24 protein-coding genes and 1 pseudogene are annotated in these 26,682 nt (G+C 61.2%); 16 read left to right on the plus strand and 9 right to left on the minus strand.

Going from position 1 to position 26,682, the window contains the following annotated elements; genetic code table 11:
* Positions 1–296 precede the first annotated feature (296 nt).
* Positions 297–521, plus strand: a complete 225-nt coding sequence (locus tag CO675_RS41960) for a Lar family restriction alleviation protein (RefSeq protein WP_080650327.1) — start codon at positions 297–299, stop codon at positions 519–521.
* A 526-nt stretch (positions 522–1,047) separates the two neighbouring features.
* On the opposite strand, the gene CO675_RS00415 is transcribed toward CO675_RS41960, so the two are convergent.
* The 4 genes from CO675_RS00415 to CO675_RS39700 all read right to left on the minus strand — a co-directional run bounded on the left by CO675_RS00415 (position 1,048) and on the right by CO675_RS39700 (position 2,563).
* The gene (locus tag CO675_RS00415) at positions 1,048–1,227 is read right to left on the minus strand and encodes a hypothetical protein (protein WP_080650328.1); all 180 of its coding nucleotides are present in this window, start codon (positions 1,225–1,227) and stop codon (positions 1,048–1,050) included.
* A gap of 39 nt (positions 1,228–1,266) precedes the next feature.
* The gene (locus CO675_RS39695; RefSeq protein ID WP_141382060.1) at positions 1,267–1,467 is read right to left on the minus strand and encodes a hypothetical protein; all 201 of its coding nucleotides are present in this window, start codon (positions 1,465–1,467) and stop codon (positions 1,267–1,269) included.
* Positions 1,468–1,723: 256 nt separating this feature from the next.
* Positions 1,724–1,846 carry a hypothetical protein gene (locus CO675_RS41715; RefSeq protein ID WP_018270270.1) on the minus strand — a complete coding sequence of 41 codons (123 nt, stop codon included), beginning with the start codon at positions 1,844–1,846 and terminating at the stop codon, positions 1,724–1,726.
* A 393-nt stretch (positions 1,847–2,239) separates the two neighbouring features.
* Complete coding sequence (locus tag CO675_RS39700; protein ID WP_141382058.1) at positions 2,240–2,563, minus strand: hypothetical protein; 324 nt, start codon at positions 2,561–2,563, stop codon at positions 2,240–2,242.
* 924 nt (positions 2,564–3,487) lie between these two features.
* Here CO675_RS39700 and rpoH point away from each other — a divergent pair.
* From rpoH to CO675_RS00450, 8 genes are all read left to right on the plus strand, one after another.
* On the plus strand, positions 3,488–4,378 hold the full coding sequence (gene rpoH / locus CO675_RS00425; RefSeq protein WP_245452574.1) for an RNA polymerase sigma factor RpoH: 891 nt from the start codon (positions 3,488–3,490) through the stop codon (positions 4,376–4,378).
* 562 nt (positions 4,379–4,940) lie between these two features.
* Complete coding sequence (groES, locus tag CO675_RS00430) at positions 4,941–5,255, plus strand: co-chaperone GroES (RefSeq protein ID WP_198964449.1); 315 nt, start codon at positions 4,941–4,943, stop codon at positions 5,253–5,255.
* Between the two features lie 55 nt (positions 5,256–5,310).
* Positions 5,311–6,933 carry a chaperonin GroEL gene (gene groL, locus CO675_RS00435; RefSeq protein WP_097670101.1) on the plus strand — a complete coding sequence of 541 codons (1,623 nt, stop codon included), beginning with the start codon at positions 5,311–5,313 and terminating at the stop codon, positions 6,931–6,933.
* Positions 6,934–7,130: 197 nt separating this feature from the next.
* Positions 7,131–7,463, plus strand: coding sequence for a hypothetical protein (locus tag CO675_RS39705; RefSeq protein WP_143278847.1), 333 nt, complete (start codon positions 7,131–7,133; stop codon positions 7,461–7,463).
* A 532-nt stretch (positions 7,464–7,995) separates the two neighbouring features.
* Entirely contained in the window at positions 7,996–8,451 is a 456-nt protein-coding gene (locus CO675_RS00440; protein ID WP_097670833.1) for an Hsp20 family protein, read from the plus strand.
* 138 nt (positions 8,452–8,589) lie between these two features.
* Complete coding sequence (locus CO675_RS00445) at positions 8,590–8,925, plus strand: hypothetical protein (RefSeq protein WP_097670102.1); 336 nt, start codon at positions 8,590–8,592, stop codon at positions 8,923–8,925.
* On the plus strand, positions 8,922–9,044 hold the full coding sequence (locus tag CO675_RS41720) for a hypothetical protein (RefSeq protein WP_259171304.1): 123 nt from the start codon (positions 8,922–8,924) through the stop codon (positions 9,042–9,044). The genes CO675_RS00445 and CO675_RS41720 overlap by 4 nt, the downstream gene beginning before the upstream one ends.
* A 1-nt stretch (position 9,045) precedes the next feature.
* Complete coding sequence (locus CO675_RS00450; RefSeq protein WP_041482621.1) at positions 9,046–10,143, plus strand: trypsin-like peptidase domain-containing protein; 1,098 nt, start codon at positions 9,046–9,048, stop codon at positions 10,141–10,143.
* 88 nt (positions 10,144–10,231) lie between these two features.
* On the opposite strand, the pseudogene greA reads toward CO675_RS00450, so the two are convergent.
* Positions 10,232–10,710: pseudogene (gene greA / locus CO675_RS00455) on the minus strand (transcription elongation factor GreA).
* 246 nt (positions 10,711–10,956) lie between these two features.
* Here greA and CO675_RS00460 point away from each other — a divergent pair.
* A complete protein-coding gene (locus CO675_RS00460) occupies positions 10,957–11,388 on the plus strand; it encodes a response regulator (protein ID WP_097670103.1) in 432 nt (143 codons plus the stop codon).
* Here CO675_RS00460 and CO675_RS00465 read toward each other — a convergent pair.
* From CO675_RS00465 to CO675_RS00480, 4 genes are all read right to left on the minus strand, one after another.
* Entirely contained in the window at positions 11,363–11,557 is a 195-nt protein-coding gene (locus CO675_RS00465) for a hypothetical protein (protein ID WP_035633041.1), read from the minus strand. The genes CO675_RS00460 and CO675_RS00465 overlap by 26 nt on opposite strands.
* Before the next feature lie 70 nt (positions 11,558–11,627).
* A complete protein-coding gene (locus CO675_RS00470) occupies positions 11,628–12,125 on the minus strand; it encodes an Hsp20/alpha crystallin family protein (RefSeq protein ID WP_097670104.1) in 498 nt (165 codons plus the stop codon).
* Positions 12,126–12,203: 78 nt separating this feature from the next.
* The gene (locus CO675_RS00475; RefSeq protein WP_018270283.1) at positions 12,204–12,659 is read right to left on the minus strand and encodes an Hsp20 family protein; all 456 of its coding nucleotides are present in this window, start codon (positions 12,657–12,659) and stop codon (positions 12,204–12,206) included.
* Positions 12,660–14,378: 1,719 nt separating this feature from the next.
* The gene (locus CO675_RS00480) at positions 14,379–14,633 is read right to left on the minus strand and encodes a hypothetical protein (protein WP_018270284.1); all 255 of its coding nucleotides are present in this window, start codon (positions 14,631–14,633) and stop codon (positions 14,379–14,381) included.
* A gap of 1,198 nt (positions 14,634–15,831) precedes the next feature.
* On the opposite strand from CO675_RS00480, the gene CO675_RS00490 reads away from it, so the two are divergent.
* The 6 genes from CO675_RS00490 (at position 15,832) to CO675_RS00515 (ending at position 26,548) form a co-directional block, all read left to right on the plus strand.
* Positions 15,832–16,152 carry a DUF736 domain-containing protein gene (locus CO675_RS00490; RefSeq protein ID WP_018270286.1) on the plus strand — a complete coding sequence of 107 codons (321 nt, stop codon included), beginning with the start codon at positions 15,832–15,834 and terminating at the stop codon, positions 16,150–16,152.
* A 465-nt stretch (positions 16,153–16,617) separates the two neighbouring features.
* The gene (locus CO675_RS00495; RefSeq protein ID WP_018270287.1) at positions 16,618–16,896 is read left to right on the plus strand and encodes a hypothetical protein; all 279 of its coding nucleotides are present in this window, start codon (positions 16,618–16,620) and stop codon (positions 16,894–16,896) included.
* 239 nt (positions 16,897–17,135) lie between these two features.
* Positions 17,136–18,329: a hypothetical protein gene (locus tag CO675_RS00500; protein WP_026192412.1), complete on the plus strand. Its 1,194-nt coding sequence runs from the start codon at positions 17,136–17,138 to the stop codon at positions 18,327–18,329.
* Between the two features lie 417 nt (positions 18,330–18,746).
* Entirely contained in the window at positions 18,747–20,873 is a 2,127-nt protein-coding gene (locus CO675_RS00505) for a ParB/RepB/Spo0J family partition protein (protein ID WP_018270289.1), read from the plus strand.
* A gap of 246 nt (positions 20,874–21,119) precedes the next feature.
* Positions 21,120–25,448 carry a bifunctional class I SAM-dependent methyltransferase/DEAD/DEAH box helicase gene (locus tag CO675_RS00510; protein WP_018270290.1) on the plus strand — a complete coding sequence of 1,443 codons (4,329 nt, stop codon included), beginning with the start codon at positions 21,120–21,122 and terminating at the stop codon, positions 25,446–25,448.
* Positions 25,448–26,548 (plus strand): DUF7146 domain-containing protein, encoded by a 1,101-nt coding sequence (locus CO675_RS00515; RefSeq protein WP_018270291.1) that lies wholly within the window; start codon positions 25,448–25,450, stop codon positions 26,546–26,548. Before CO675_RS00510 ends, CO675_RS00515 begins: the two co-directional genes overlap by 1 nt.
* Positions 26,549–26,682 lie beyond the last annotated feature (134 nt).

Genomic DNA, 26,682 nt, shown 5'->3' on the forward strand with positions numbered 1-26,682 from the left:
GCCAACTGTGGGTTTTGGCGTGCAGGTAATCATGGCAACTCGCATCGGCGCGCGCCTCACTGCGCTGCTGCAAATGATTCGATGACGGACGTCACGCATTTGACTCCAGGTGGCTTCTATTGGGTCCTTGTGCGCTCAAGCACGAAGCATCCCGAGTGGCAGCCGGCGCGTTGCGCTACTTGCCAAGGCGACGGCGTGAAGTGGGACTTCATCGGCTTCAATAGCGACGTCGGTCATCATTTCGTCGAGGTCGTCGACATCGGCCCAGAACTATCATCCTAAACGCTCGTGTTAAAATGCCCAGGAAGACTAGCGACAGCCCTGCTATCGATCCGCTGCGCGGATTCCCCATTTCTGTACAACCGCTGCGGCCCTGTCCCTTCTGCGGCGGTTCGGAAGTTTGGATCCACAGCGACATTGACCCAAAATTTGTAGTCTGCAAGGAATGTTCAGCTTTCGGTCCCAATGCGCCGACCGTTAGGCAGGCGGCCGAGCGTTGGAACAAACGAACCACCCCCTAAAGCCGAAGAACGGCGGAAGCGATTACTCGCTGGGACCGTTCGGGAACAAAGTTGCAACCGCGGCGTTTCGCGACCGCTTGGTTTGAGTGGTTTCCTTGGCCCCAGCTTGTATCCCTCGCTGGGGCCTCTTTGCGCGCATCAGACAGGCCGTCCGAAATAGGAGTGGCCCCGACAACCTTGGGGGCCTGCGGAGGCCGATGTCGGGGCCACTTGCCAGTCCCGCGTCGGGATTTGGCCTCAGAATGATTCTACAAGTTTCTAGACCTCGCAAGTAGGATCCCCGCTGTCTCTGCGAAGAGGTCTTTGCTTGGCTGCAGCATCGTCACGAAAGTTCAGCTTTCGCGGTACCCAAGGTGCTGGGGCCTTTTCTATACGGCGTAGGAACGAACGTGGCCGAGTCTTGTTTATCGGACGCTCAGATGCCGCCACTGCCCCCCGACTGCATCTGGGCATCAGTAGTGGCCCCAGCCAGTCCCCTCGCTGGGGCCGTCTCTTTAGAGGAGCAAGGTCGACAACTGAAGCGGCCTTACTCCCCATTTTCTCGATGTGCCTTGATTTCTGCGCGCGCGCTGGCGCTGTCCTGGATGGATTTCCGCAGATCTGCCAGCTGCGCGTCCCGCTGATCGGCGAGCGTTTTTCGTTGTATGCGCAACGCTTGACTTTCGGCGATAGCAAGCTGGGAGCGCGCGAACAGTGGATCGATCATCGGCAAGCTGTACTACAGCGCCTAAGTTCCGGCCCTGTCTTAGGATACGTCCGATTTTCTATCGTTGATCCCGTATCTGCTTTCCTCTTTGGGAAAGGGCTCATGGGATTTTCGGCCCGCAAACGTATCCGGCACTGGATCATTGAGGAGTTTGAGCGAGTGCTCGATTAGCTCGCGTGCCTGACCGGCGAGCTTTTCAAACCACATTTGGTCAGGACGATAGTTGCGCTGTTCGGCCATAGCCGCGCTCCCTGTTGTGCAGGCGGGAGCGCTATCGGTCTCTCAGCCACCGACGCCTACGGGCAGAGCCTCGGCCGGTGATGAGGGTAAACTACCTCAGGACGTAACGGTTCAATATTGAACTTAATGCTTGGGTCGAAACGACAAATGCCGCGCGTTTGTAGGCGGCCTTACCTCAGTTGGTCCGCCTACTTGAGCGCACAGCGCGGCCAAGCGGTATAAGACTAGGCCGCGCACGTACATTTGAGGCGCGGCCCTAGTGCGCAATGAGAGCGGTCAGCAACAGCACTGCAATAAGCAAGGAACCGCCGAAAATCGCGATAGCGAGACAGACACGCGCCGGGATCGAATAGGGATCGAAATGGGGCTGTTCAAGCATGGCGCTCTCTTAAGCCTGCAGGCGGGGAGCGCGATCGGTCTCTCAGCCACCGGCGCCTACGGGCAGAGCCTTGGCCGGGATGTTTAGACAATGCTCCGGATAGCTAGAGGTTGCAAGGAACCTCTCAGCCTACTTGCGCAGCAGCACAACCGACAACTCAGGCGAACAGGTCTTTGCCCGGCTGCAGCATCCTCACGAACGTCCCGCCCCTTGGTGTACTGTAAGCCGGCCCAGTACTCGGCCGGCGTCGCCTTTGTCCTGGTAGATCATCGGATAGTTGATCGTCTCAATGTAGATCCGGTCGTCCTGGATCGGTTCAAAGGCGCGGGCGTGCTCCATGATCCGGCGGGCAGCCTTTCTCCGGGTCCGCCCAGCGCCGGTCTTCCTTCATCTTCATCGTCGAATTCCATCCCGCCTTTGTGCAGCATAGATGTGAGGGGTGTGAATCTGGCTTTCGGCGGGACGGGGGCTATCAAACGTCGCGCCGCAGGGACAGCGCATCAGCGACGACGGCAGTTGAGAAGGCAGCTTTTCGCCGCGGTCCCACATGGCCTGCTTGCGCGCGATCCAATCGCGATGATCGCGCCAGGCCTGGAAATTCGCTTTGGTTAGGGGCGGCAGCAACTCGCCCCATGCCACTTCGAACGCCGCGCGCGCTTCAGAAAGGTCGCGGCCGGGCCTCCGCTCGACCGGTCGCAGCCCGGATGAAAGCCGCATTCCATTCCCACTGATCGGCATGGTTCGGTGCGCCGGTGCGCAGCCCGATTGAGCCAACGACGACGTCGCTATAGAGGATGTTCCATTTCTGCCCGGCTGCGGCTCTGTCGCGCCGACGCATGAGCTCGGTCACGTCGCATCTCCGGTCGGGAAGCGCCGCCACAGCTGCAGCAGCTCCGCGGCCGGCCGCTTGCCCGCCGTACTGCACTTCACGTAGCGCAGGCGACCGGCGAGATCGCGCACATTGGTTGTCGGAACGTGGCGCAGCGCGGCTAGGCGCGACCGCGCGCGGTGTCTTGCACCGCGAGCAATTGATTTCGAGCCACGGATAGCCGGCTTGATGGCCTGGTCGATCGACGGCGATGCGTCGACCGGGCCCGCCGTCGGCGCAGATCTTTTTGTTCCAGCTCTGGCAGAGCAGATCGTCGGCCTCGCAGATGAGCGCCTCGCCGGCGGCGCAATCCATTTAAACTTAGCCGTGCCGCACCGCTACCCGACTTCGATAGGTATACGTCTCGCCCAAGGTTCGGAATGTCCCAAGTCTACGAGATGTTTGAAACCCTTGACGGATTGGGCACTCGGAAGCCGCCTGAGGCGTCGGGCTCCTCCTCCGCCTCATCGGGCAGCGGCAGTTTGGCTTCCGACGAATTGGCTAGCTGATACGGGGAACAACCCGCTGGTTTCGCAGTTCTTTTGGCGCCGCCGGCCTGAGTGTCGCTGGGCGCCTCATGGCCCAGCTAAGTCAGGCGACACGGCGGCTCGTACCATTTTGCTCCATGGAGGATTTGGATATGAAAACGACCCGTATTGTCGCTTGGCAGCCGATCAGCCTTACTCGCCTCGGTGGGGTCTCGCAGCTGCATCTTCCGTCTGGCCGCTCGTTAGAACTCAAGAGCGGCGATGGCTTCTGAGGGAGGGCAAGTCATGTCAATCAAGTCAGCACTCCCTGCCATCCATTCGGAAGCCGGGTTGTCTCGGTATCTGCAAGAGATCCGAAGCTTCCCGCTGCTCGATGCATCCGAAGAAGTGATGTATGCAAGGCGGCTTCGGGATTCTGGGGATCGCGAAGCTGCCTACCGTCTGGTGACGAGCCATCTGCGATTGGCCGCCAAGATCGCGCTGAAATATCGGCGCTATGGATTGCCCATCGCCGACCTCATCTCGGAAGCCAACGTCGGATTGATGCTGGCCGTCAGGCGGTTCGACCCTGAGAAGGGATTTCGCCTGGCGACTTATGCCGCTTGGTGGATCAAGGCGTCCGTACAGGAATTCGTCCTGCGATCATGGTCGCTCGTCAAGCTCGGCACAACCGCGGCGCAAAAAAAGCTGTTCTTTAATCTTCAAAAGTTGAAGAGACGCCTTGGTACGCCGGACGATGGCGAGCTTTCGCCGGAGCACGTGAAGCAGATCTCTGACCATCTTCAGGACAAGCAAACCGACGTCGTCGAGATGAACGGGCGGATTCGTGGCGACATGACGCTGAATGTTCAACTCAGTGACGAGGAAGGCGAACAGTGGCAGGACAGGGTCGCAGATTCATCTCCTGATCCTGAAACCCTGCTCGTGGAGGCCGGAGACCGAGAACGGCAGAAGGCCGCACTCTCGGAGGCGCTGTGTGCGCTTTCTCCGCGAGAACGCACCATTGTCGAAGCCCGTTACATGGCAGATGAGCAAAGAACGCTTGACGATCTTGCCAATACCTTCGGTATTTCGCGTGAGCGTATCCGCCAGATCGAGCAGCGTGCGTTGCAGCGTATCAAGTCGACGCTGTGCGCACGCCTTCCGGAGCTTGCGGCTGCTTCAGCGAGCGCATAGTAGAAGCAGAACATAGAAACTGCTGGCCGGCTGCTGATCGATGAATCAGCAGCCGGTGCAGATATCAAGCACGATGGCTCCCGCCGAGAAAACACGGTCCTTGCGGCCGCCGGACTTTGTTCTTGCCCGGGGGCTGGCCGCTTTGATCACTGACAAGCTGCTTAACGGTGGCCTCGGAGCTTCGCACTGCTCGCGACGAATCCGCTTCTTTCGCCTGCAGCGAGATCACCATCCCGATTGGAGCAGCAAGTACCATTAAGCTCCGCATCTCTGGTTACCCTCCTTTCGACGATGCTCCAATTTGCCGCGCAGAGTTGTTCTGAAGCCGAGACAACGTCTCGGTTTGACGGTTTTCAATTCTCAAGGTGCGCTGAGCGTTTCCGGACGCAGGAGAATGCTCTCCGGTTACGAGCCGCGAGCAATATCGACGATCCGGCGTTCGCCGCAAAAATTTTCTTCCAACCTCTTGAAAGTGGAACCCTCGCTCCTAGGTGGATTTTTGCCCGGGGGCTGTTATGGACCCGGTTTTGGACATCGCTGAACCTACCCAAGGAGGATGTGCATGCATTTCCGTCCCTTGCACGATCGCGTGCTCGTGCGACGTCTCGACGCCGAAGAGAAAACCGCCGGCGGCATCATCATTCCAGACACAGCAAAGGAGAAGCCGCAGCAAGGCGAGATCGTCGCCACTGGCCCCGGTGCACGCAACGAACAAGGCCAGCTCATTCAACTCGACGTCAAGCCCGGTGACCGTGTCCTGTTTGGCAAGTGGTCTGGTACCGAGGTCAAGATCGACGGCGAGGAATTCCTGATCATGAAGGAGAGCGACCTTTTGGGTGTCATCGACAAGGCTGGCGCCGTCAAGAAGGCAGCGTAGCGCTCACAGTCATAAGAGGAAAGCTGACAGTCATAAGAGGAAAGGAGAGATCAAAATGGCTGCCAAGGACGTAAAGTTCGCAACCGAGGCCCGAGAGCGCATGCTGCGGGGCGTCGACACTCTGGCAAACGCGGTGAAGGTCACACTCGGTCCGAAGGGGCGTAACGTCGTGATCGAGAAATCGTTCGGTGCGCCGCGCATCACCAAAGATGGCGTAACCGTCGCCAAAGAGATCGAACTGGAAGACAAGTTCGAGAACATGGGCGCGCAGATGGTGCGCGAGGTCGCCTCAAAGACGAGCGAGGCAGCCGGCGACGGGACCACGACGGCGACCGTGCTCGCTCAGGCCATCTTCAAGGAGGGCAGCAAATCCGTCGCCGCCGGCATGAACCCGATGGACCTGAAGCGGGGGATTGACCTCGCTGTCGAGGCCATCGTGACCGATCTGAAATCCCACGCCAAGAAAATCACCGCCAATGACGAGATCGCCCAGGTCGGCACAATCTCCGCCAATGGTGATACCGAGATTGGCCGCTTCCTGGCCGACGCCATGAACAAGGTCGGTAATGAAGGCGTGATCACCGTCGAGGAGGCCAAGAGCCTGCACACCGAGCTCGAAGTGGTCGAGGGCATGCAGTTCGACCGCGGCTACATCTCGCCCTACTTCGTCACGAACCCCGAGAAGATGCGCGTCGAACTCGAGGATCCCTATGTTCTGATTCACGAGAAGAAGCTGTCCGGCTTGCAGACCATGCTGCCGCTGTTGGAGCAGATCGTCCAGTCCGGTAAGCCGCTCCTGATCATCGCGGAGGACATCGAAGGTGAAGCGCTTGCGACATTGGTCGTCAACAGACTGCGCGGCGGACTGAAGGTCGCGGCCGTCAAGGCGCCGGGCTTCGGCGACCGTCGCAAGGCCATGCTGGAGGACATCGCGATCCTGACCGGCGGCAATGTCATCAGCGAGGACCTCGGCATCAAGCTGGAAAACGTCACAGTGAAGATGCTCGGGCGCGCCAAGAAGGTCGTCATTGACAAGGACAACACCACCATTGTCGAGGGCGCGGGCGCCAAGAAGGATATCGAGGCGCGCGCCCAGCAAATCAGGCTCCAGATCGAGGAGACGACCTCCGACTATGATCGCGAAAAGCTGCAAGAGCGCCTCGCCAAGCTCGCCGGAGGCGTCGCAGTGATCCGTGTGGGTGGTGCGACGGAGGTCGAAGTCAAGGAACGCAAAGACCGTGTCGACGACGCGATGCATGCTACTCGAGCGGCGGTGGAGGAGGGGATTCTCCCCGGAGGCGGGGTTGCCCTCCTGCGTGCCCTCGAAGCGCTCAACGGCATCAAGACCGCGAACGCCGACCAGAAGGCCGGCATCGACATCGTTCGTCGCGCCATCCGGATGCCGGCTCGGCAGATCGTGCAGAACGCCGGCGAAGACGGCTCACTGGTTGTTGGCAAGCTTCTGGAGCACCAGAGTTACAATTGGGGCTTCAACGCGGCAACTGGCGAGTACGAGGATCTGGTGAAAGCCGGTGTGATCGATCCCGCAAAGGTCGTGCGCACCGCCTTGCAGGACGCTGCGTCGGTGGCCTCGCTGCTGATCACGACCGAGGCACTCGTGGCCGAGAAGCCGAAGAAGGCTGAACCAACTCCGGCCGCTCCCGCCATGGACTTCTGAACGAGAGAGCCCGGCCGATCAAGGCCGGGCTCCACCGATGAGAGGAGAGAAGACCGCTTCCAAAGATGGAGTGTCCCATGAACAAGTCTAATCGTCGTCGGCTCAGGATGAGGCAGGACACGATCCATTGGTTCATGTTCTCCCTGAGTTTTGTCACCATTGCCTGGATCTGTTTTCGAACGATGGGAGGAGTATAGATGCTGAGCTATCACCATACGTTCTCCGCCCGGACGGAGACCAACCGCAATCTGCGGCGAGGCCTGCTTGCTTTAGTAGGGGCCGGCGCAATGTCCCTGGCGGCCTTCGGTGCTTACGGCGTGGAAAGCCCGCGGGGAGCCGAGGCCACACAGGGTACCTTCACTGGATTGCCACTGCCGCCAATCCCGTATCTCGACACGATGCCGTGGCTGAAGTGGCAGCCCGCGGCGGCAACGATGAAGATCGACATCTTGCTGCCGCCGACCTCTGCGCCGACCGGCATCTGGCCGCAACCGTCGCCCCATCCCGCGGGACTGGCGGCAACAAGCTGAACCTCAGAGAGCGGCCCGCGAAGGCCGCTCCCTACCTTGCGCAATCTCGTCAAGAGCGGCACTCATGTCCGGGCTGAGTTCGGCGAGGCATTCCGTGCGCGGGAACTCCGATGCAACCTCAAGCAACAGTTGAGCTTACCGTCCGCGACTTCCTCATCCGAGGTTGTCTGAAGGTGATCGGTCACTACGAGCGCCTGCTCTCAACCGCGAGGAGCGAGCAAGAGCGCCAGCTCTATCAAGCCCGGATTGAGCGAGAGCAGCAAGTAGCAAGTAATGGATGATCTACGCCAGAGTGCTCTTGCGGATCGCGTGGCCGCCTAGTCACTGAGCCGCCAAGGGAGCCTCTTGAAGAAAAATGCGCATGCTCCTCTTGAACTCACGGACGTTAGTTCTAATTCGTTTCTCGACCGCGACTGCGGGTGTCGAGCGCCAGGCCGGGCTCGGCACGAGGCTGGACCGGGGTGTTCGACGATTATCGAAACTCCGATCCTGCCTTGCTTCGTATCCATATTGCTCTTTGGAGGACTTGGCTATGAGGACACTTGATTTTACGCCACTGTGGCGCACCAGCGTCGGCTTCGATCACTTGGCTGGCCTCATCGACGGCATGTCGCGCCGGCCGAATGAGGATAGCTATCCGCCATACAATATCGAGCGGGCCGGTGAGGATCACTATCGAATCACGCTGGCCGTAGCAGGTTTCGGCGCTAGTGACATCTCCGTGATGGCGGAGCAAAATGCGCTCACGATCGAAGGCAAGAAGTCCGACGGGGCTGCGCGCCGGTATCTCTACCAAGGTATTCCGGCGCGACCGTTCCGGAGAGTCTTCAGTCTGGCCGAGTACGTCCAGGTCAAGCAGGCATCCTTCCGGGACGGTCTCTTGACCATTGATCTCGTTCGAGAGATTCCGGAGACGATGAAGCCGCGCAAGATCCAGATCGGTGCAACGGCTGCTTCGTCGCAAATTGAGCGGAAGAAGGCAGCTTAGGTAGCTTCGATCCGTGGACCGGCGATGTCATCGGACGTTCCTGACCGATCTCATCTCAACGTGGGTGGCGCATCGACTACGCCGCCACCCAAATCACGAGCACCATCCCCTGGAAAGGAGTGAACAGGGAGGCGAGCCATGACTAACGTAAAAATCGACGGCGGTGATCTGCACCCATTCTTCCACCCCGCCGCTCACTACACTTCTCCGGCGGAAGTCCTGAATGACATGGAGCTCTCGACGCCTGAGAAGCGAATCATCCTGTCCTCGTGGGCGTCGGATATGTACGCCGTGGAATCCTGTCCCGGCATGCGGGAGGTCCCCGGAATGGGCCACGCTGTGAAGTTGGCCGACATACTGGCAGCGTTGCGGCTACTCGACAGAGACGGCGATGACGATCCGCCCGGTGGCGGTGGCGTCCCCATGCGGCTGCGGCGGCCCTGGGCCGCCGCACAGCGGAGGTCTCTGCGATGATCACGGGCGCTGTCCTAGGCATCGTGCTGCTCGGCCACGCCGCGGCGTTGTGGGCAATTCCGATCGTAGCATTGCAACGGGCGCGTCTGCCGCTGACTGGCGATTCCAAGGACAATTGAAATGTTAGGACGTCGAACAATATTGGCATGGCTCCTGCTTGTTGTGCTCTGCGTGTCTCATCCGGCAGTAGCTCAAGTGCCAGACCTGAAGACAGGTGGTTCTGTGCCAACATTGGCGCCGGTAGTTCGACAGGTGACACCCGCGGTCGTTAATATTTCCGTGCACGGCCGTATTCGTGAGGACAATCCGCTTTACCGCGACCCGTTCTTTCGTGAGTTTTTCGACATTCCCAAGCAGGTCGAGAAGGAAATCAATTCGACCGGTTCGGGAGTCATCGTCGATGCCAGGCGCGGCTATGTGTTGACCAACAATCATGTTGTCGAAGGCGCCTCGGTCGTTCGGATTACGACCAAGGACGGCCGGCAGTTAACTGCGAAGGTAATCGGGCGCGATGCGCCAACTGACGTTGCAGTGCTGCAGATCCAAGACCCTGCCGGCCTTCAGGCGCTTCCTTTCGGCGACAGTGATGCGCTTGAGGTCGGGGATTTCGTGCTCGCGATCGGCAATCCCTTTGGACTCGGCCAGACCGTCACGTCCGGGCTCGTCAGTGCGCTGGGTCGCACTGGCTTGAGCAAGGAAGGCTTTGAGGACTTCATCCAGACCGACGCTGCGATCAATCCGGGAAATTCCGGCGGCGCATTGGTGAATCTCCGCGGCGAATTGGTCGGCATCAACTCCGCAATCATTTCGCCGGGCGGAGGGAATGTCGGGATCGGTTTTGCAATTCCCGCGAATATGGCCCGGATCGTTATGGAGCAGATTGTAGATAAGGGACACGTTGAGCGAGGCCGCATTGGCGTTTCACTGCGCGAACTCCAACCGTCGACCAAACAAGGGCGCAACGAGGGCGCGGTGATCGCAGAGGTCGCGGCAGACTCTCCGGCTGCAAGGGCCGGCTTGCGGAAGGACGATATTGTTGTCATGGCAGACGACCGTCGGATCCGCAGCGCGTCGCAACTTCGTAACAAGATCGGCCTGGCGCGTGTCGGTCAAGATGTGAAGCTCACCATCGTGCGGGGCGGTCAAACCAGTTCCGCCGTCGTGAAAGTTGCTCCGCCTGTCCAGGCAAGCAGCACATCCACTCGCCTGCTGCATTGATGCAAAAGGTTCAAGACAATCTGGCCGGTCGACTGCCAAATTCATGCTCTGGCAGACGTATTGGCTCAAAAGCCCAGCCCCTCTGCTTTTAGGGCAGCCATCTTACTTGCTCAACTTTGTAACTCTTGTCACCGCCTGGCGTCTGGACGGCTACGACTGACCCTTTGGACCTGCCTATCAACGCCCGTGCGAGCGGGGAACTGAACGAGATCTTGCCTTTTGCCGGGTCGGCTTCCGCCTCGCCAACGATTTGGCAAATTCGCTCCTCGCCCGTATCCTGGTCCGTCAGTGTGACCGTCGCGCCGAATTTGATGGTCTCGCCGGAGAGCTTTGACACATCGATGATTTCTGCACGTGCAAGCTTGCTTTCTAACTCGGCGATGCGAGCTTCGTTGATCCTTTGCTCGCCCAACGCAGCCTGATATTCCGAATTCTCAATAAGGTTGGGCTCGTCGGCAATCGCTTGCTGAATGCGCTCGGCAAGCTGAGGCCGCTTGATTCTAGTGCGGTCGGCCATTCGTCGTTAAGGGCGGCATGACCGGCCGCAGTCATGGGGAGGGTTGGCATCAATTCGGACCGCCTTGTGAGAGCACCGCCCAGAGCCGAGAGCGGCCGCGGTCGCCTGCCGGGCCTACCTATCTCGGTACTATGGGCTGGCAACTATGCTGGCCTTTACCTGTTCCAAGGAGCGCCCGGTCCAAGGAGCCCGACAAGAGAACGGAACTTGGGTTGTCGCAGGTCTACGGGTTTGCCGTGCGAATATCGACCAGTGCAGTTGTATGAGGCGAAGATCGCCAATTGGGCACTCCTTGCATGGGCGCACGGGAGTGCATCCTTGCTGTGGACGACGACGCGAGCGTGCTCGAAACGACACGGAACATGCTTGACGATCTCGGATACCAGGCGATTGCGGCTGATAATCTGGATGCCGCGCTGTCGACCCTTTCTCATCAAGCAATCGATGTGGCGATTATTGATCTCGCGATGCCCGGCATTTCTGGACTCAACGTCGGACTTGAGCTTCAACGGCAGCAGCCGGGCTTGCCGATCGTGTACTGCAGTGGCTATCCAAGTCTCATCGAAAAGCCTAGCAAACACATGAACGGCAGTCTGCTTCTCAGCAAGCCGTTTTTCTCCAAGGAACTCTCAGCCAAGCTGGAAGCGATGCTACGCACCAGCCGTCTGCTTGACTCGGACGCAGCGCCAAATCCGCGCGGACTCAATCAATACCGGTCCTCACCATAGCGCGCGCCAGCTCGAGCTCGCTGATAGCCTGGCGCAGCGAACGGCGGGCCGCGCTCTTATCTCCATTCGCACAGGCGACCTTCAGTTCCTCGATGTGTTGAGCCGCGATCTTTGCATGCGCAACAACATCCGCAGCGCCTGCAAAACTGGATTTCCGCTTTGTGTCCATGGTCGGGCACACCCCCGCCCGCTCTTATTGGAAATAGGACGGGAGCGGAGACCGCTCCCATCGATTTGTGTCATTTCGAGTTGATCGCAATACGCTTCACCTTGGATTCTGCTTGCGGCAGCTTTGGCATGGTGACAGTCAGAACTCCGTTCTTGAACGCAGCAGAGATCTTGTCCTGGTCCACGTCTTCGATCGGGATGCGCCGTTCAAATCTGCCGTAGTACCGCTCGCTGAACCGGCGATCCTTCTCCTCCGTCTCAGTCTTCTTCTCTCCCTTGATCGAGAGAACGCCATTGGCGAGCTCGATCTGGACGTCTTTCTCGTCGAGACCTGGCAACTCCGCCGTGACTTTCACGTCCTGGTCACTCTCGTTGACCTCGATGCTCGGCCAATTCATCGACTGCTCGAGAAAGCTGCCGCCAAATGGCGCGACATCGAAGCCGCGGAAGGCGTCATCGAATAGCCGGTTCATCTCCCGGTGCAGGGTTAGAACCGGATTGTAGTTTTCGGAGCGACGGGTGGTCAGATCACGACCGCGGCCCCAGGGGGTCAGATCGGTGATAGCCATGGATTTTCTCCTTTCTTTGTTCCAAAATTCGCGACGCGATAAAGCCTCGCCGCAAAATTCAATTGTGAGCAGGCGGTGTTACGCCGCATGCTTGTTCTCATCTTTCTGGTGATCAGCACCTGTGTTGATCGCAATCTGGCGCGGCTTCATCGCCTCGGGAACCTCCCGAACCAGATCGATCTTGAGCATGCCATTCTCGAACGAGGCGCTCTTCACTTGCACGTACTCGGCCAGATTGAAGATCTGTCGGAACGGGCGCGCAGAGATGCCTTGATAGAGATATTGATGGCCGCTTTTGTCGGCCTTGCGACCCTCAACGGTCAGTGTGTTCTGCCCGGCCGTGATGGAGACCGTGTCAGGCGGGAAGCCGGCAAGAGCCAGCGTGATTTGGTAGTGGTCCTCACCGACACGTTCGATGTCGTAGGGCGGGTAATTGTCCGCGCCGGTCCATCGGCCGGAGTCCGCGAGAAGGTCGAACAGACGATCGAATCCAACCGTCGATCGCCACAGGGGAGCGAGATCAAGCGTGGTCATAGCCATATGCTCCTTTGAGCAACATGGATAAGAGCACCCCGGACACTTGCCGGGTGCCTGCACGCGCCCCGTAGCAGGCGCCCGATTGTGCCGTGCAATTACTGCGTGGCTACCCATAAAATTAGAAGGGGGGCGTATCGTTTCAAGGCCTTCCAGGCACTTGCGAAAGCGGCAGTGCCGCACCCATGTTTTTGTCGGATCCGGCTGAGGCGAATGTGGAAGAACTTCCTGCCGTCCTGCTGCGCCTCGGCCGGTTCCTCCAAAGGTACTAGCCAACGAAAGTGACCATGGCAGCAGTCCAAAACGACGTGATCGACACGGCGCTTGTGGAATCATTTTTCGGGAGTGACCCGCCGTGCTTCGCCGCGCTCGGCGTCACCATCGGATCTCCTGGCCGGTTTGGTATGTCGCGCGCGCAGCTCCTGGAGATGAAACTCCCACCTTCGGTCGCGGCTGAGCGGAAGACCGCGACAAATGGCCCTGGTGTCGGACAGTCACGAGAGCCGCGCATCGTGAGATCTCGGAACGAAAACTCCTGCCGGGGGGCATAGCGCTGCGCCGGCGGAGCCATGTCGGTCGAGCCGGCAGAAATCTAAGAGTAATAGGCGATCATCAACCGGTTCTGTCATCGCGCCGTTCGGTTTGACAGCAACTTAAAAGGCTAGCGATAACCGATGCGGAAAGGCGACAATCAATAATGCGCCAAGCATGATGCCGACGTTCGGCGCAACATCGAGAGCATCGTGCGCGCCGATCGCTAATGCTGCTGCTGCGCCCACGGTATTGAATACTCAAGATGCATCGGGCGTCCACTCCGTTCTCCATCACAACGCGTTTCCGTGAGCAACTGTGAGTGGCTGGTCTATGAGCGCTTGCTTTAGCGATTCTAAAGCTCTCCACGGATCATGCCGATAATCTCCACAGCGTTTCGCCGGGGCCGATCTCGGCAGACCCGCGACGAATGGAAAGTCGCGCGGGCGGCTTGGGGGACCACCCGCGCTAGTCTGGGTGGAAGCTTGGCCATCTCTGGGGGGCGCGATACATGAGGGCCAAGCCGTATTCCTCCGAGCAACTCGCGTGCCAGACGGGCGCGCGCAGCGTCCTCACGGGGCAAACATAAGCTCATGAAGCGCGGCGCCAGGTCGAAGCCATGAAAAACGTGCGGGCGGCGGGAGATCCGCCCGCACGAGTTGCGCTACGAAGCGGCTTGGGCCTCAGGAGGTCGTGATTGAGCAACCAAGCCGTGCATCACTCAGCAACCGGCGTGCCAGACTGTGAAGAACCGACGAGAGACCAAAAAGTTGTGCTTTTTCACGCCGCGCCAGCCAACTCCTCGGGCGGCTTCCGAACATGAATGTCGGTAACCTGACGCGGTCGTACGGGATCGGAGGGCAGTACCCAATGCTATCGTGCACAACGATCGCATCGGGTCACCGTTCAGCCTTTGCAACTGCTCCTCTTCGATCGGGCAGTTGAGCATTGCGGCCGTTGCGGTGCTATTGATCAGGGTTAGTTTCATGGCTTCCGTCGGGCGGCCACGGCAAACGCGCGAGTTAAATGGCTGAACCTTCGTCCTTGTCGTATTCCTTGAAGATCGACGACCGTCACAGTTCATCTTGGTGCGGCTGAACCTCCGGCCAGAGGGTGCGAGTGGAGGGTTACCCGGACACGGCCTCGCGTCAGTCGCTTCCCACCCACCGGTGTGCTGTTGGTTGCGGATCAATCAGTCTCCTTGTCCGGTGCGTTGCCGCCGGCTGCACTCTTCGCGCTCTTGGTCGATTTCCTGCCCACTTTCCCGCCCGCGGTCCTGAGTTTGGGCGAAGAATCGTCATCATCACTCATGCCGCTCTGTACGCTCCTGTCTTGCATGCCTTTGCGAGCCCTGGCGTCGGTGGCGAGGCTTTGCGCAATGACGGAGTATGCGAGGAAAGCCGAAATGCCGCATGCGATTACAGAGGTCTTCGCTAATTTCATCCATGTCTCCTGGATCGAATTGCTTGCGAGGTAGCGATTTTGGCTTAATGCGGCTGCGCCGTTCGCTTCGCGTTGAGGGGTACAACGGCGCAATACTCACGATGACGCCGAACCAGCTCTGTCATTTGGTTGTGTGACGTCCCGATCCGATGCTTCGCGTCTTCAGGATCTGCTGACGGTTTCCAGGCTACGCCCTGACGTGGCGTGAGGTTCAAGCGATTTCTGCAGTTTGACTATCAGTCCGCCGTTCCCGGGGCCGTTTTTTATGTGGTATCAGGCTGCTCTTCCGGGATCGTGCAGGTCTGGGCCTGTCGCTCAAGGGGCTTGACGAAAGCGTCTTTTAGCGCGCTGGCTAATAGGCCTAATTTCTCTGGCAACGTGGATTTTCGTTGGTCTGGGCAATGGCGAGCTGCTCATGCTCGGAATTCGAAACCGTCCAACGGAAGATGGCCATCGAGAGGCAGATGTTTTGCCTGCCCCAGATCGCATTGCTTGCCGGGCTGCCTTCGCTTGCCTCGGCGCGTTTCGTGTTGGCGGCAGGACGCGGAGGCGCTTGACTGTGCTTGCTTGCGGTGAGCCGCCCGTTCGAGCCGGCTAGACTTGGCGGAGCCGCCTCAACCATTCTCACGGCCGCCACACGCGAGGGATGATCCTTCGTCTCCTTCCTCGTCGAGCAAGTTCGGGTAGATCGGTTCGTTGAATGCGGGGGCAAGATGACGAGAACGAGAAGCAAATCCGCCTCTTCGGTGCGCTTCGACCAGGCTGCAGCAATCTCGGCCTAGCCCACTCGTCGCGGTGGCGGATTGCGCGCTCTCGATGTTCGTTCACGGACGATACCGTCCTTTGCAGCAGATCGTTTCTCTTTCTTCGCTGAATCGTTCCAACATCTTGTACAGCTGAACCGAGATTGGCCAATCTTCTCCTTGAAATTGCGCTTCAGCACGCGGACGCACGTGGCCTCTTTGATGGCTTGATCTGGCCGAAGACCGGCTTTGCCTCGATCGTCTGAGCCGCAACGCCGTTGATGCGACTTTCTTCCCCTGGGCTTCGCCCATTCCTCGCGAGACAAGAAAGTCGCCACAACGACGTCCTCCGCTGCGCTCCGGCCCGAACGGGTGCGTCGCCGATCGTCCTCGGCCTTTAGATCGCCATCGAGGCCGCGGTGGTCGCGGGCTCGAAACACAACAGGAGAAGTGACATGGCTAACATCGGTTCTTTCAAGAAGCTGGGCAACGATTTCCAGGGCGAGATTGTCACCCTGAGCCTGCAAGCCAAGGGCGTCCGCATCGTCGCCGAGACCAACCGCTCCAACGACAACGCTCCGAGCCACCGCATCTATGTAGGCCGGGCCGAGATCGGCGCAGCCTGGTCGAAGCGCTCCGAAGAGGGCCGCGATTACCTCTCGCTCAAGCTCGACGACCCCTCGTTCAACGCACCGATCTACGCGAACCTGTTCGACGACGAAGGCGGCGAGGGCTACACGCTGCTGTGGTCGCGCCCGCGCAAGAACGGCGAGTGAGCCTCGATCCTTCAGAGCCCCGCCCAGACTATTGGGCGGGGTTCTTTTTTCTGCGCGAGCCAGCGAGAATATCTCGCTGTTGGATAGGTTGCACGGATCGATCTGGGCCGGCTCCTCCGGCGCCGGCCCCCCGCCCAGGTTTTGCGCGCGTCTTAGCGGCTTCAAACACGGGGGCGTTCGTCGCCGCCTGTGCGCGCATAAGCGCGGCCTTCTGCGAGGCGGAGCGAGTCGGCGAAGGCGGGCCTGGCTTTGGGCAAGAACCTTCTCGTCCTCGAATTGCAAAAGCGCAAACAGCCGGCCGCTCGCGCTCGACTGTGAGAAGATGGCGCATCTACACGCCGCGTCATGCGCCTGCCGCGACCCTTGAGAGAAATCTGACTTTTGCGCTCAAGAACGAAGCAATAGAGCTCGCCATCCTGAAGCGGCTTTTCCTCGCCGTGCGGCAAGGAGGAGATTGCGGAGCTTGTGAAGCAGACGCCGACCGGGCTCTACACGCGTCGCATCCGGTTTCTCTATGAATGGCTGTTGGGACGCGAACTCAATCTGCCCACGGCGGACAAAATCTCCTATGTCGATACCGAACTCCAGTTCGCGAACTCCGGGCAGAATTCGATACGGCATCGCGTCCGCAACAATCTGCCAGGGACGTCGGACTTCTGCCCGCTCATGTTCAAAATGTCTTGTCAAGCGTTGGCTGAGTTTATTGCCGTCTCCCTGCGGGACCGGGCTGTCGGCTGGCGCTGAAACCCGGCTTGCGCCGGGTTTTCACCCTTCGGGCTTCCATCCCTGACGGAAGCTGCGGCGCGGCGGATGTCGCCGTCGCGGGTCTTGGTCGAGGGCCTTGGTAGAAGGCCTTGGTCGCACGTCTTGGACGTTGCCGTTGGCGACCGACGATACAGGAGAGGCAGAGGGGATTGGCCTTGGCCATGACGGGTTAAGGGTCGGAGGAGAGTCTTCCGGCGCCCGTCATGGAGGTTGCTCCCATGAATACGCAAATTGTTGATGCCAGCCGCAACGCCAGTTTCGGTTACAGAGTGGATGTGAGCCGCGGCGAGCGCATTGGTCGGGTGTCCTCGGAGTGGTTCTGTCGTCCGGCGGATGAGCGCTATCTGTCGCTCAACGAACTGGCCTGCACGGTGCGCGAGCGCGCGGACCGCAGCCGGACGCGCGTGGTCGAAAGCGCGCTCATCCATGTCGAGGCAAACCGTGCCGATCCTGAGCGCCTGGCCTTGATGCTGCCCGGCTCGGACACGCCGCTCGCCCCGACCCACTGGAGCTTCGGCCAGCTTGCAAGCCAGGTTGGCGCTCCGGCCACCTACCTGCGGCAGCTCCCCGCGGCGCTCGCAGCAATCAACCTGCAATATGGCCTGACCGCCACTCGCGTCGAGCAGATCAAAACGCTCGAGACCGAGGATAGCCGCATCGAGCTTCGCGCTGTCACCGGTCCCGACTATGGCCGGATCTACGACCACGAGCTGGTTGAGGCCGTACAACGCATCGCTGGCAATGGCACAGGCGATACACGGTGGAAGGTGCCTGGTGCGCTCGACTGGTCAAGTGGCATCTACAATCCCCGCGTCGACATTTCCAAGGACACGACGACCCTCTACGCGTCGGACAGGGACGTTTTCCTGTTTCTGGTCGATGATCTGAATCCGATCGAGGCCGGTCGTCTCCGGGACGGCTCGCCCGACCTTTATTTCCGAGGCTTCTATTGCTGGAACTCGGAAGTTGGCGCGAAGACGCTCGGCATGGCGAGCTTCTATCTTCGTGCGGTTTGTCAGAACCGCAATCTGTGGGGCGTGGAAGATTTCGAGGAGATGACCATCCGCCATTCCAAATACGCAGCCTCCCGCTTTGCTCACGAGGCAGCCCCGGCACTGTTGAACTTCGCCGACTCCTCACCCATGCCCTTTGTCAACGGCATCAAGGCCGCCCGCGAGCGGATCGTGGCACGCAGCGACGAGGATCGCACCGAGTTTCTGCGCCGCCGCGGCTTCTCCAAGGCCGAGACAGGCAAGGTGATTGAGGCGGTGCTGGCGGAGGAAGGCCGCCCGCCTGAAAGCATCTTCGATTTCATGCAGGGCATCACCGCCGTCGCGCGCGACAGGCCGCATCAGGATGTCCGCCTGGACATGGAGGCCAAGGCCAAGAAGTTGCTCGACCGCGTGGCGTAATTGCGGCCAAGCCGGGGATTCCGTTCTCCGGCTTGGCTCGTCTGCGCTCTTCCGGCTCACCAGTTCGGGGATGGCGCTGCCTCTCGGGGAGACGTTGATGTCCGTCGCGGGCCGGCAATTCCGCGGCGGCTCGGAGACCGTAGCGCCGTCGCCAAAACCGGCGCGGCACCGAAAGATGCACGCCAAGTGTCGCGATACTCGCTTGCAGCTTCGACCCACGTGACCTCGACTTCTGAAACGAGAGGTGAACTGGATCGCATCCGAGCTCGGGCAACTCAGTTTTCCGATAGCGCGGCAGCCGCCGACCACCGCCATTGCGCCAGCAAGAACGCGAGAGCGAGAGAGGGGCAGGCATGTTCGTGAACGGGTTGGAGGCCGAGAGAGAGGCTCCCGGCCGCCCGTTTCGGAGAAACTGACATGGCAAAGGCCGTTCAGAAGATCAAGCTGTCGTCGTCGCGCGACATTCCCTTCAGCAAACTCATCTTGAGCCAGAACAATGTGCGGCGCCTCAAAGCCGGCATCTCGATCGAGGATCTCGCCGAGGACATCGCCCGGCGCTCCCTGCTGCAAAGTCTCAACGTCCGGCCTGTCCTCGACGACGAAGGCCGGGAAACCGGCATGTTCGAGGTGCCGGCCGGAGGTCGCCGCTATCGCGCACTTGAGCTCCTGGTCAAGCAGAAGCGTCTGGCGAAGGCCGAGCCGGTCCCATGCATCGTCAGTGACATGGGTGACGTGATCACCGCGGAAGAAGACTCGCTCGCCGAGAACGTGCACCGCGTCGCGCTTCATCCCCTGGACCAGTTTCGCGCATTCCAGACCCTGCGCGAGCAAGGGCGGTCCGAGGAAGATGTCGCGGCCATCTTCTTTGTATCCGTCAACGTCGTGAAGCAGCGGCTGCGGCTTGCGGCGGTGTCCCCGAAGCTGCTCGAGGTTTACGCCGACGACGGCATGTCGCTCGAACAGTTGATGGCGTTCTCGGTTACCGCCGATCACGGCCGGCAGGAACAGGTCTGGGAGACCGTCAGCAAGTCGGGTTATGACGAGCCGTATCAGATCAGGCGCCTCCTGACCGAGCGTGCGGTGCGGGTGTCCGACAGGCGCGCCCGATTTGTCGGCCTCGCCGCCTATGAAGCGGCCGGCGGCGGCGTGCTGCGCGATCTCTTCGAAGAAGATGGCGGCGGCTGGCTCGAGGACGTTGCGCTGCTGGAGCGTCTCGTGGCTGAGAAGTTGCGGGCAGAAGCTGAGGCGATCGCCGCCGAAGGCTGGAAGTGGATAGAGGTGACCGCCGCCAGCTTTCCCTACGGCCATGACCACGGGCTCCGCCGGCTCGAGGCAGATCCGGCGGCTCTCACCGCCGAGGAGCAGGCGCGCTTCGATACTCTCCAGGCGGAATACGACGCGCTTGAGGCAAGATTTGAAGGCGCTGACGAACTGCCCGGTGAGGTGGACGCGCGGCTCGGCGAACTCGAGCAGGCGCTCGAAGCGTTCAACAACCGGCCGGACATCTTCGAGCCGGACCAGATGGCCAGAGCCGGCGTCTTCGTCAGCATCGATTGCGAAGGGCGGCTTTCTGTCAATCGGGGTTATGTCCGACCGGAGGACGAGGAGCCTGCGACCGGTGTCGAAGGCGAGCGAGGCACCGATGTAGCGGTGACTGAAGGGCAGGAGCCCGGTGCTTCGGTCCAGGGCACGGCGATTTCGCTCGCCGGTGCATCGACCGAGCCGGAGGAGCATGATGAGGATGCGGCAAGGCCGTTGCCGGATCGACTCATCACCGAACTGACGGCGCATCGTACGTTGGCATTGCGGGACGCGCTGGCACAACATCCGGCAATCGCGTTCCAGGCGGTGCTGCACAATTTCGTGCTGACGGCCTTTTACCGGTACGGATCGTCCAACACATGTCTGGAGATCGGACTTCGTACGCCGACCTTTCCCGCTCAAGCTGCCGGGCTCAGGGAAAGCGCATCTGCCAAGGCAGTTGAGGCCCGGCACGAGTCCTGGAAGGCCCGGCTGCCCAAGAGCGAGAACGATCTCTGGGATGCGCTCACGGCCCTTGACGGTGCCGCACAGGCATCCCTGTTCGCTCACTGTGCGTCATTTGCGGTCAACGCCGTCCATGAGCCGGCCAACCGTTACAATCAGGGCCGTGTCTATGCTCACGGCGTCTGCTCTCGGTTCGATCAGGCCGATGTGCTGGCGCGTGCTGTCGGCCTCGACATGGTTCAGTCCGGCTGGCGACCGACTGTTGACAACTATCTCGGCCGCGTCACCAAGCCGCGTATCCTGGAGGCGGTGCGGGAGGCGCGAGGTGAATCGTCCGCGCAATTGATCGATCACCTGAAGAAGTCCGAGATGGCCAGCGAGGCCGAGCGTCTTCTCGAGGGTTCGGGCTGGTTGCCGGAGCTGCTGCGCCTGGTCGACGCCACCGCCTCGCCAGTCGAACAGGAAGGGGAGGCTGGCTCGCTCCCCGAATTCCTCGCCAACGAAGGGCAGGAGGAGGGTGGCGACGAGGCTGAACCACAGCTCGATGCCGCCGAATGACGCCTCATCGCGGGACGGCTCCGGCCGTCCCGTACGCCTTCCTTCGCACGTCTCATCCCGCGCCCGTCCACGCCGTGTCCGGCAGTGATTTCGTCTTGTCGCCCGGCCGAATGTGGTGGCGCGGCGTGAGGGCGCGCGGCCGCCTCCTGAGAGGCAGAGAGCGGCCGAGACGGGTTTGAGCCGGCACGGTCCAGAGAGAGCGCCAGCCGGCTCGACCCGTTCCCGCTCTCCGAAAGACATCCTGCCATGACCGAATCTCTCACCGGCGGCGCTGCCGCCGCGCCGCTCTCGATGCGTGCCGCTGCAAGTCTAACCTCTGCGGCTCTCCGCGCCGCACGGCAGCTCTTGATTGAGCTCGAACGCGGTCGTCGCATCGATGCCGCTGTCCTGCGCAGCGCCATGGAGGCTGCCTTCGCCGGCTCGGACGCGGCCGGTGCCTGGAATTGGAAGACCGCCTATGACGCCTGCGAGGCGGCGACCGTTCTATTCCTTCGCAAGTTCGGCCCGACCATGCGCGCCAAGGCGGGTTCGACGGCTGCCATGCTGCCGATGCTCGCAAGGATCGCAAGCTGTCTGCCGACCCATACGCGGCGTTCCGAGGATGGCCAGGCACTTCAACAATTCTCGACGCCGATTCCGCTCGGCCTTGTTGCATCTGTGGCGGCGGGCGTTACGCCTGCCGATCGCGTTCTCGAGCCCTCGGCAGGGACAGGCTTGCTTGCGATCTTTGCCGAGCTTTCGGGCGGCGCCCTGGTGTTGAACGAGTTGGCCGAGCCGCGCGCGACATTGCTCGATCAGCTGTTCACCAACGTTAAGGTCACCCGCTTTGACGCCGCCCAGATCGATGATCACCTTGAGGCGAGGGTTGCCCCGAGCGTCGTCTTGATGAACCCGCCGTTCTCGGCTGTGGCGAATGTCGAACGATCGATGCCGGACGCAGCTCTCCGGCACATCACCTCAGCCTTGGCGCGCCTTTGCGACGGCGGCCGTCTTGTCGCCATCGTCGGCAAGAGCCTTGCGCCCGATAATCCGGCATGGACGGAAGCCTTTGTTCGTCTCCAGGAACGCGGGCGGGTTGCGTTTTCTGCCGCCATTGACGGCGCCGTCTACGCCAAGCACGGGACACAAACGGACACAAGGCTGCTTGTGATCGACAAGCTGCCTGCGCCTGATCCGAAAATCTTTCCCGCTTCACCGGGCATGGCGAGCGATGTCGCCACCTTATTTGGCTGGGTGGCCCGGCATGTGCCGTCGAGGCTACCCGTCGTCACTACGCCGGTTGGGCGCGACCTTATTCGTTGTGGTCCAGCGAAGGCGAGATCGACCGCCGCCGCTGTACCGTGTCTACCGTCCACGTCGGGACGTGTGGCGCCAAGAGGCGTAGAGCTCAACTACGAGACAGTCGATTGGTCTCCGCCGGAAAGCGCCCGACTGACCGATGCGCTTTATGAGGAGTACGAATTGCAGTCGATCCGGATTTCCGGATCGCATCCACATCCGACCAAACTCGTGCAGTCCGCGGCAATGGCATCCGTCGCGCCACCGAAGCCGACCTACCGTCCGCATCTGCCGCCACGTGTGGTGACAGATGGACTTCTGTCGGACGCTCAGCTCGAGAGCGTCATTTATGCCGGCGGAGCACATTCCGAATTCCTGGCAGGCTCCTGGACGGTCGATCCGACCTTTGATGTTGTGGCCGCCGCGTGCGAGGACGCTCAGAATGCCATCCGCTTTCGCCGTGGCTGGTTCTTGGGCGATGGCACCGGCGCGGGCAAGGGACGTCAGGTCGGTGGAATCCTGCTCGACAATTGGCTCAAGGGCCGCCGCCGTGCGGTCTGGATCAGCAAATCCGACAAGCTGATCGAAGATGCCCAGCGCGACTGGTCGGCGCTCGGCATGGAGCGCCTGCTGGTGACGCCGCTGTCCCGGTTTCGCCAGGGGACGGCGATCCGGCTTTCGGAAGGCATCCTATTTACAACCTATGCCACGCTACGCACCGACGAGCGCGGCGAGAAGCTTTCGCGTGTCAGCCAGATCGTTGAATGGTTGGGCTCCGACTTCGACGGAGTGATCATCTTCGACGAGAGCCATGCCATGCAGAATGCGGTCGGGGGCAAGGGCGAGCGCGGCGACCAGGCGGCCTCTCAGCAGGGGCGCGCGGGCCTGAGGCTCCAGCACGCCTTGCCGAATGCTCGGGTGGTCTATGTGTCGGCGACGGGCGCCACCACGGTGCACAACCTCGCTTATGCGCAACGCCTCGGGCTCTGGGGCGGCGCGGACTTCCCGTTCGCCACGCGCGCCGAGTTCGTCGAGGCGATCGAGGAGGGTGGGGTGGCGGCCATGGAGGTCCTGGCTCGTGACCTAAAGGCGCTCGGTCTCTATGCCGCCCGCTCGCTGTCTTATGAGGGCGTCGAGTACGAGCTCGTCGAGCACCAGCTTACGTCCGAGCAGGTTCGCATCTACGACGCCTATGCTGACGCGTTCAGCATCATCCATAACAATCTCGACGCCGCGATGCGGGCCGCCAACGTCACCGGCGAAACCGGAACGCTGAACGGACAGGCCAGATCGGCGGCGCGATCCGCCTTCGAAAGCGCCAAGCAGCGCTTCTTCGGGCATCTGTTGACCTCGATGAAGACGCCTTCGCTGATCCAATCGATCGAGCGTGATCTCGACGCCGGCCATGCCGCGGTGATTCAGATCGTCTCAACGGGCGAGGCGCTGATGGAGCGTCGCCTGGCCGAGATCCCGACCGAAGATTGGGGCGACGTCCAGGTCGACATTACGCCTCGCGAGTATGTCCTCGACTATCTCGCTTATTCCTTCCCGGTGCAGCTCTACGAGCCCTTCACTGATTCAGAGGGTAATCTTTGCTCGCGGCCTGTCTATCGCGACGGCCAACCGGTCGAGAGCCGGGAGGCTGTCTTGCGCCGCGATCGCTTGATCGAAAAGCTCGCCTCGCTGCCGCCTGTTCCTGGGGCGTTGGACCAGGTCATCCAGCGTTTCGGCACCGACATGGTCGCCGAAGTGACCGGCCGTTCGCGCCGCATCGTTCGCAAGCATGGCCGATTGGTGGTCGAGGGCCGAGCGGGCTCGGCGAATCTCGCGGAAACCTCGGCCTTCATGGATGACGTCAAGCGCGTCCTCGTGTTCTCCGACGCGGGCGGCACGGGACGGAGCTACCATGCCGAACTGTCGGCCCGAAATCGCCGGTTGCGGGTCCATTACCTGCTCGAGCCCGGCTGGAAGGCCGATGCCGCGATCCAGGGGCTTGGCCGGACCAACCGGACCAATCAGGCGCAGCCGCCGCTGTTTCGTCCCATCGCGACGGATGTCAAGGCCGAAAAACGCTTTCTCAGCACCATTGCGCGCCGGCTCGACACGCTGGGTGCGATCACACGCGGTCAGCGCCAGACCGGAGGGCAGGGCCTGTTCCGGCCGGAGGACAATCTCGAAAGCCGGTACGGGCGTGATGCCTTGCGTCAACTCTACACGTTGCTCGTTCGCGGCAGGATCGACGGCTGCTCGCTCGAGAGGTTTGAGGATGCGACAGGCCTGCAACTGACCGATGCCAATGGGCTGAGGGATGAGCTGCCGCCGATCACGACCTTCCTCAATCGTTTGCTGGCGCTCACCATCGACTTACAGAACGTCCTGTTCACCGCCTTCGAACAGCTCTTGATGGCTCGGATCGAGGGCGCGGTTGCTTCCGGCAGCTATGACATTGGGCTGGAAACGCTCCGCGCCGAGAGCTTTGTCGTCTGCGACCGGCGGACGGTCTACACCCATCCGGGCACGGGGGCGCAGACCCGCCTGCTTACGCTGACCCAGCGCTGGCGCAATCATCCCTTAAGTCTCGATGAGGCTCTGGCTCGGCTTTCCGATCATCGCGCGATTCCGTTGTTCAATGAACGCTCGGCCCGTGCGGCCGTGCAGCTCCCGGCGCCAAGTTTCATGCTCGACGACGGCGAGATCGAGCGGCGCATCCGCTTGATACGGCCGATGGAGCAGCACAGCGTCTCCCTCAACATGATGGCGGAAAGCCATTGGGCCGAATCGGATCGCGAACGCTTTGCCGCCGCCTGGGTGGCGGAACTCGCAGAGCTACCCGAGTTCTCGGAGAGTACGATCCACGTCGTGGCCGGCTTGCTGTTACCCATCTGGAAGCGGCTGCCGAACGAATCAAGCCGAGTTTATCGCCTCCAGACCGACGCGGGCGAACGCATCATCGGCCGCAAGGTCTCCGCCGCCTGGGTCGCGAACGTCCTTGCCGCGGATGCGCCCACGTTGACGCCGGACGCTGCCTTTGCCGCGCTGATGGAGGGACAGATCGTCCTCGATCTTGCCGAAGACCTCCAGCTTCGCCGTGTCCGATTGATGGGCGCAACCCGCATCGAACTGTCGGGACTCAACGACACGATGCGCGATCGCCTGCGGGCTTATGGTCTGTTCGGGGAGATCATCTCCTGGAAGCTCCGCATGTTCGTGCCCACGGACGCAAGCGGTGTGGAGGTCCTGGCGAAGGTGCTCGACAGCTATCCGGTCGCGCGCGTCGGTGGACGGGAGGCCGCGTGATGCCCCGCGACGCCTCCGAATTGGCACGCCGCCTCGCGCGCGAGGCCGAGGCGGTATGCAGGCACTATCTCTCCAATGGTAAGCGGGCCGGACGGTACTGGGTGGTCGGCGACGTCCGCAACACGCCGGGCCGTTCGTTGTTCGTACGGCTCCAGGAATCGCCGAAGGGACCCGCCGGCAAGTGGACCGATGCCGCGACCGGAGAACATGGTGACCTCCTGGACGTCATCCGCGAAAGTCTGGCCTTGCGAGACTTTCGCGAGGTGGCCGAGGAGGCGAGACGCTTTCTGAAGCTACCTCGTTCCGAGCGGCAACCTACCCCGGAAGGGGTGGGTCCAGCCGTGCTGGCCGGATCGCAGCAAGCCGCCCGTCGCCTCTTTGCCATGTCCAGCCCAATCGACGGGACTGTGGTCGAAGCTTATTTGCAACGTCGCGGAATAGCCCGCATCCACCATGGTGGCAGCTTGCGCTTCCACCCACGTTGCTACTATCGACCGGACGAGCATTTGCCGACCGAAACATGGCCAGCGATGATCGCCTGCGTCACGAACCTCGCCGGGCGGATCTCCGGCGTGCATCGCACCTGGCTCGATCCTGACGGATTTGATCGCGTCCGGCTCGGCAAGGCCCCTGTCGACACGCCACGACGCGCCATGGGTGACCTGCTCGGCAATGCCGTTCGTTTCGGCCTGGCGGACGACGTGATCGCTGCCGGCGAGGGTATCGAGACCATGCTGTCGCTGCGTTGTGTACTGCCGAGCCTGCCGATGACAGCGGCGCTGTCGGCCAATCACCTCTCGGCCATGTTGCTGCCGGCTGGGCTACGTCGGCTCTATATCGCCCGCGACGCCGATGCCGCCGGAGATGCCGTACAGGCTAACCTTACCCAGCGCGCGGAAGATGCCGGCGTTGAAGCGATCGCGCTGTCCCCTCGGTTGGGCGACTTCAATGAAGATCTGCACATCTTCGGCCCTGAGGCACTCCGAGCAGCGTTGCGGCTTCAACTCGTACCAGAAGATGTCGTTCGCTTCTTGCATTCGCTCCCGCCGGCCGCGGAAAAAGCCGCCATCGTTCGATCGAGCGCGATGCATCGGTGGTAGATTGGGCCAATGCCGGAAGGGCACGCGACCACGGCCTTCTAGAGGGCGATCGGACGGCAAGCGGTTCGGGCCGGCAATGGCTGCGTCCGGCTATTTTCCGCCGCGCGCAGGCGATGAGAAGGCACGCCAGCGAT

This window comes from Bradyrhizobium sp. C9 (assembly GCF_002532045.1).
GTDB lineage: Bacteria > Pseudomonadota > Alphaproteobacteria > Rhizobiales > Xanthobacteraceae > Bradyrhizobium.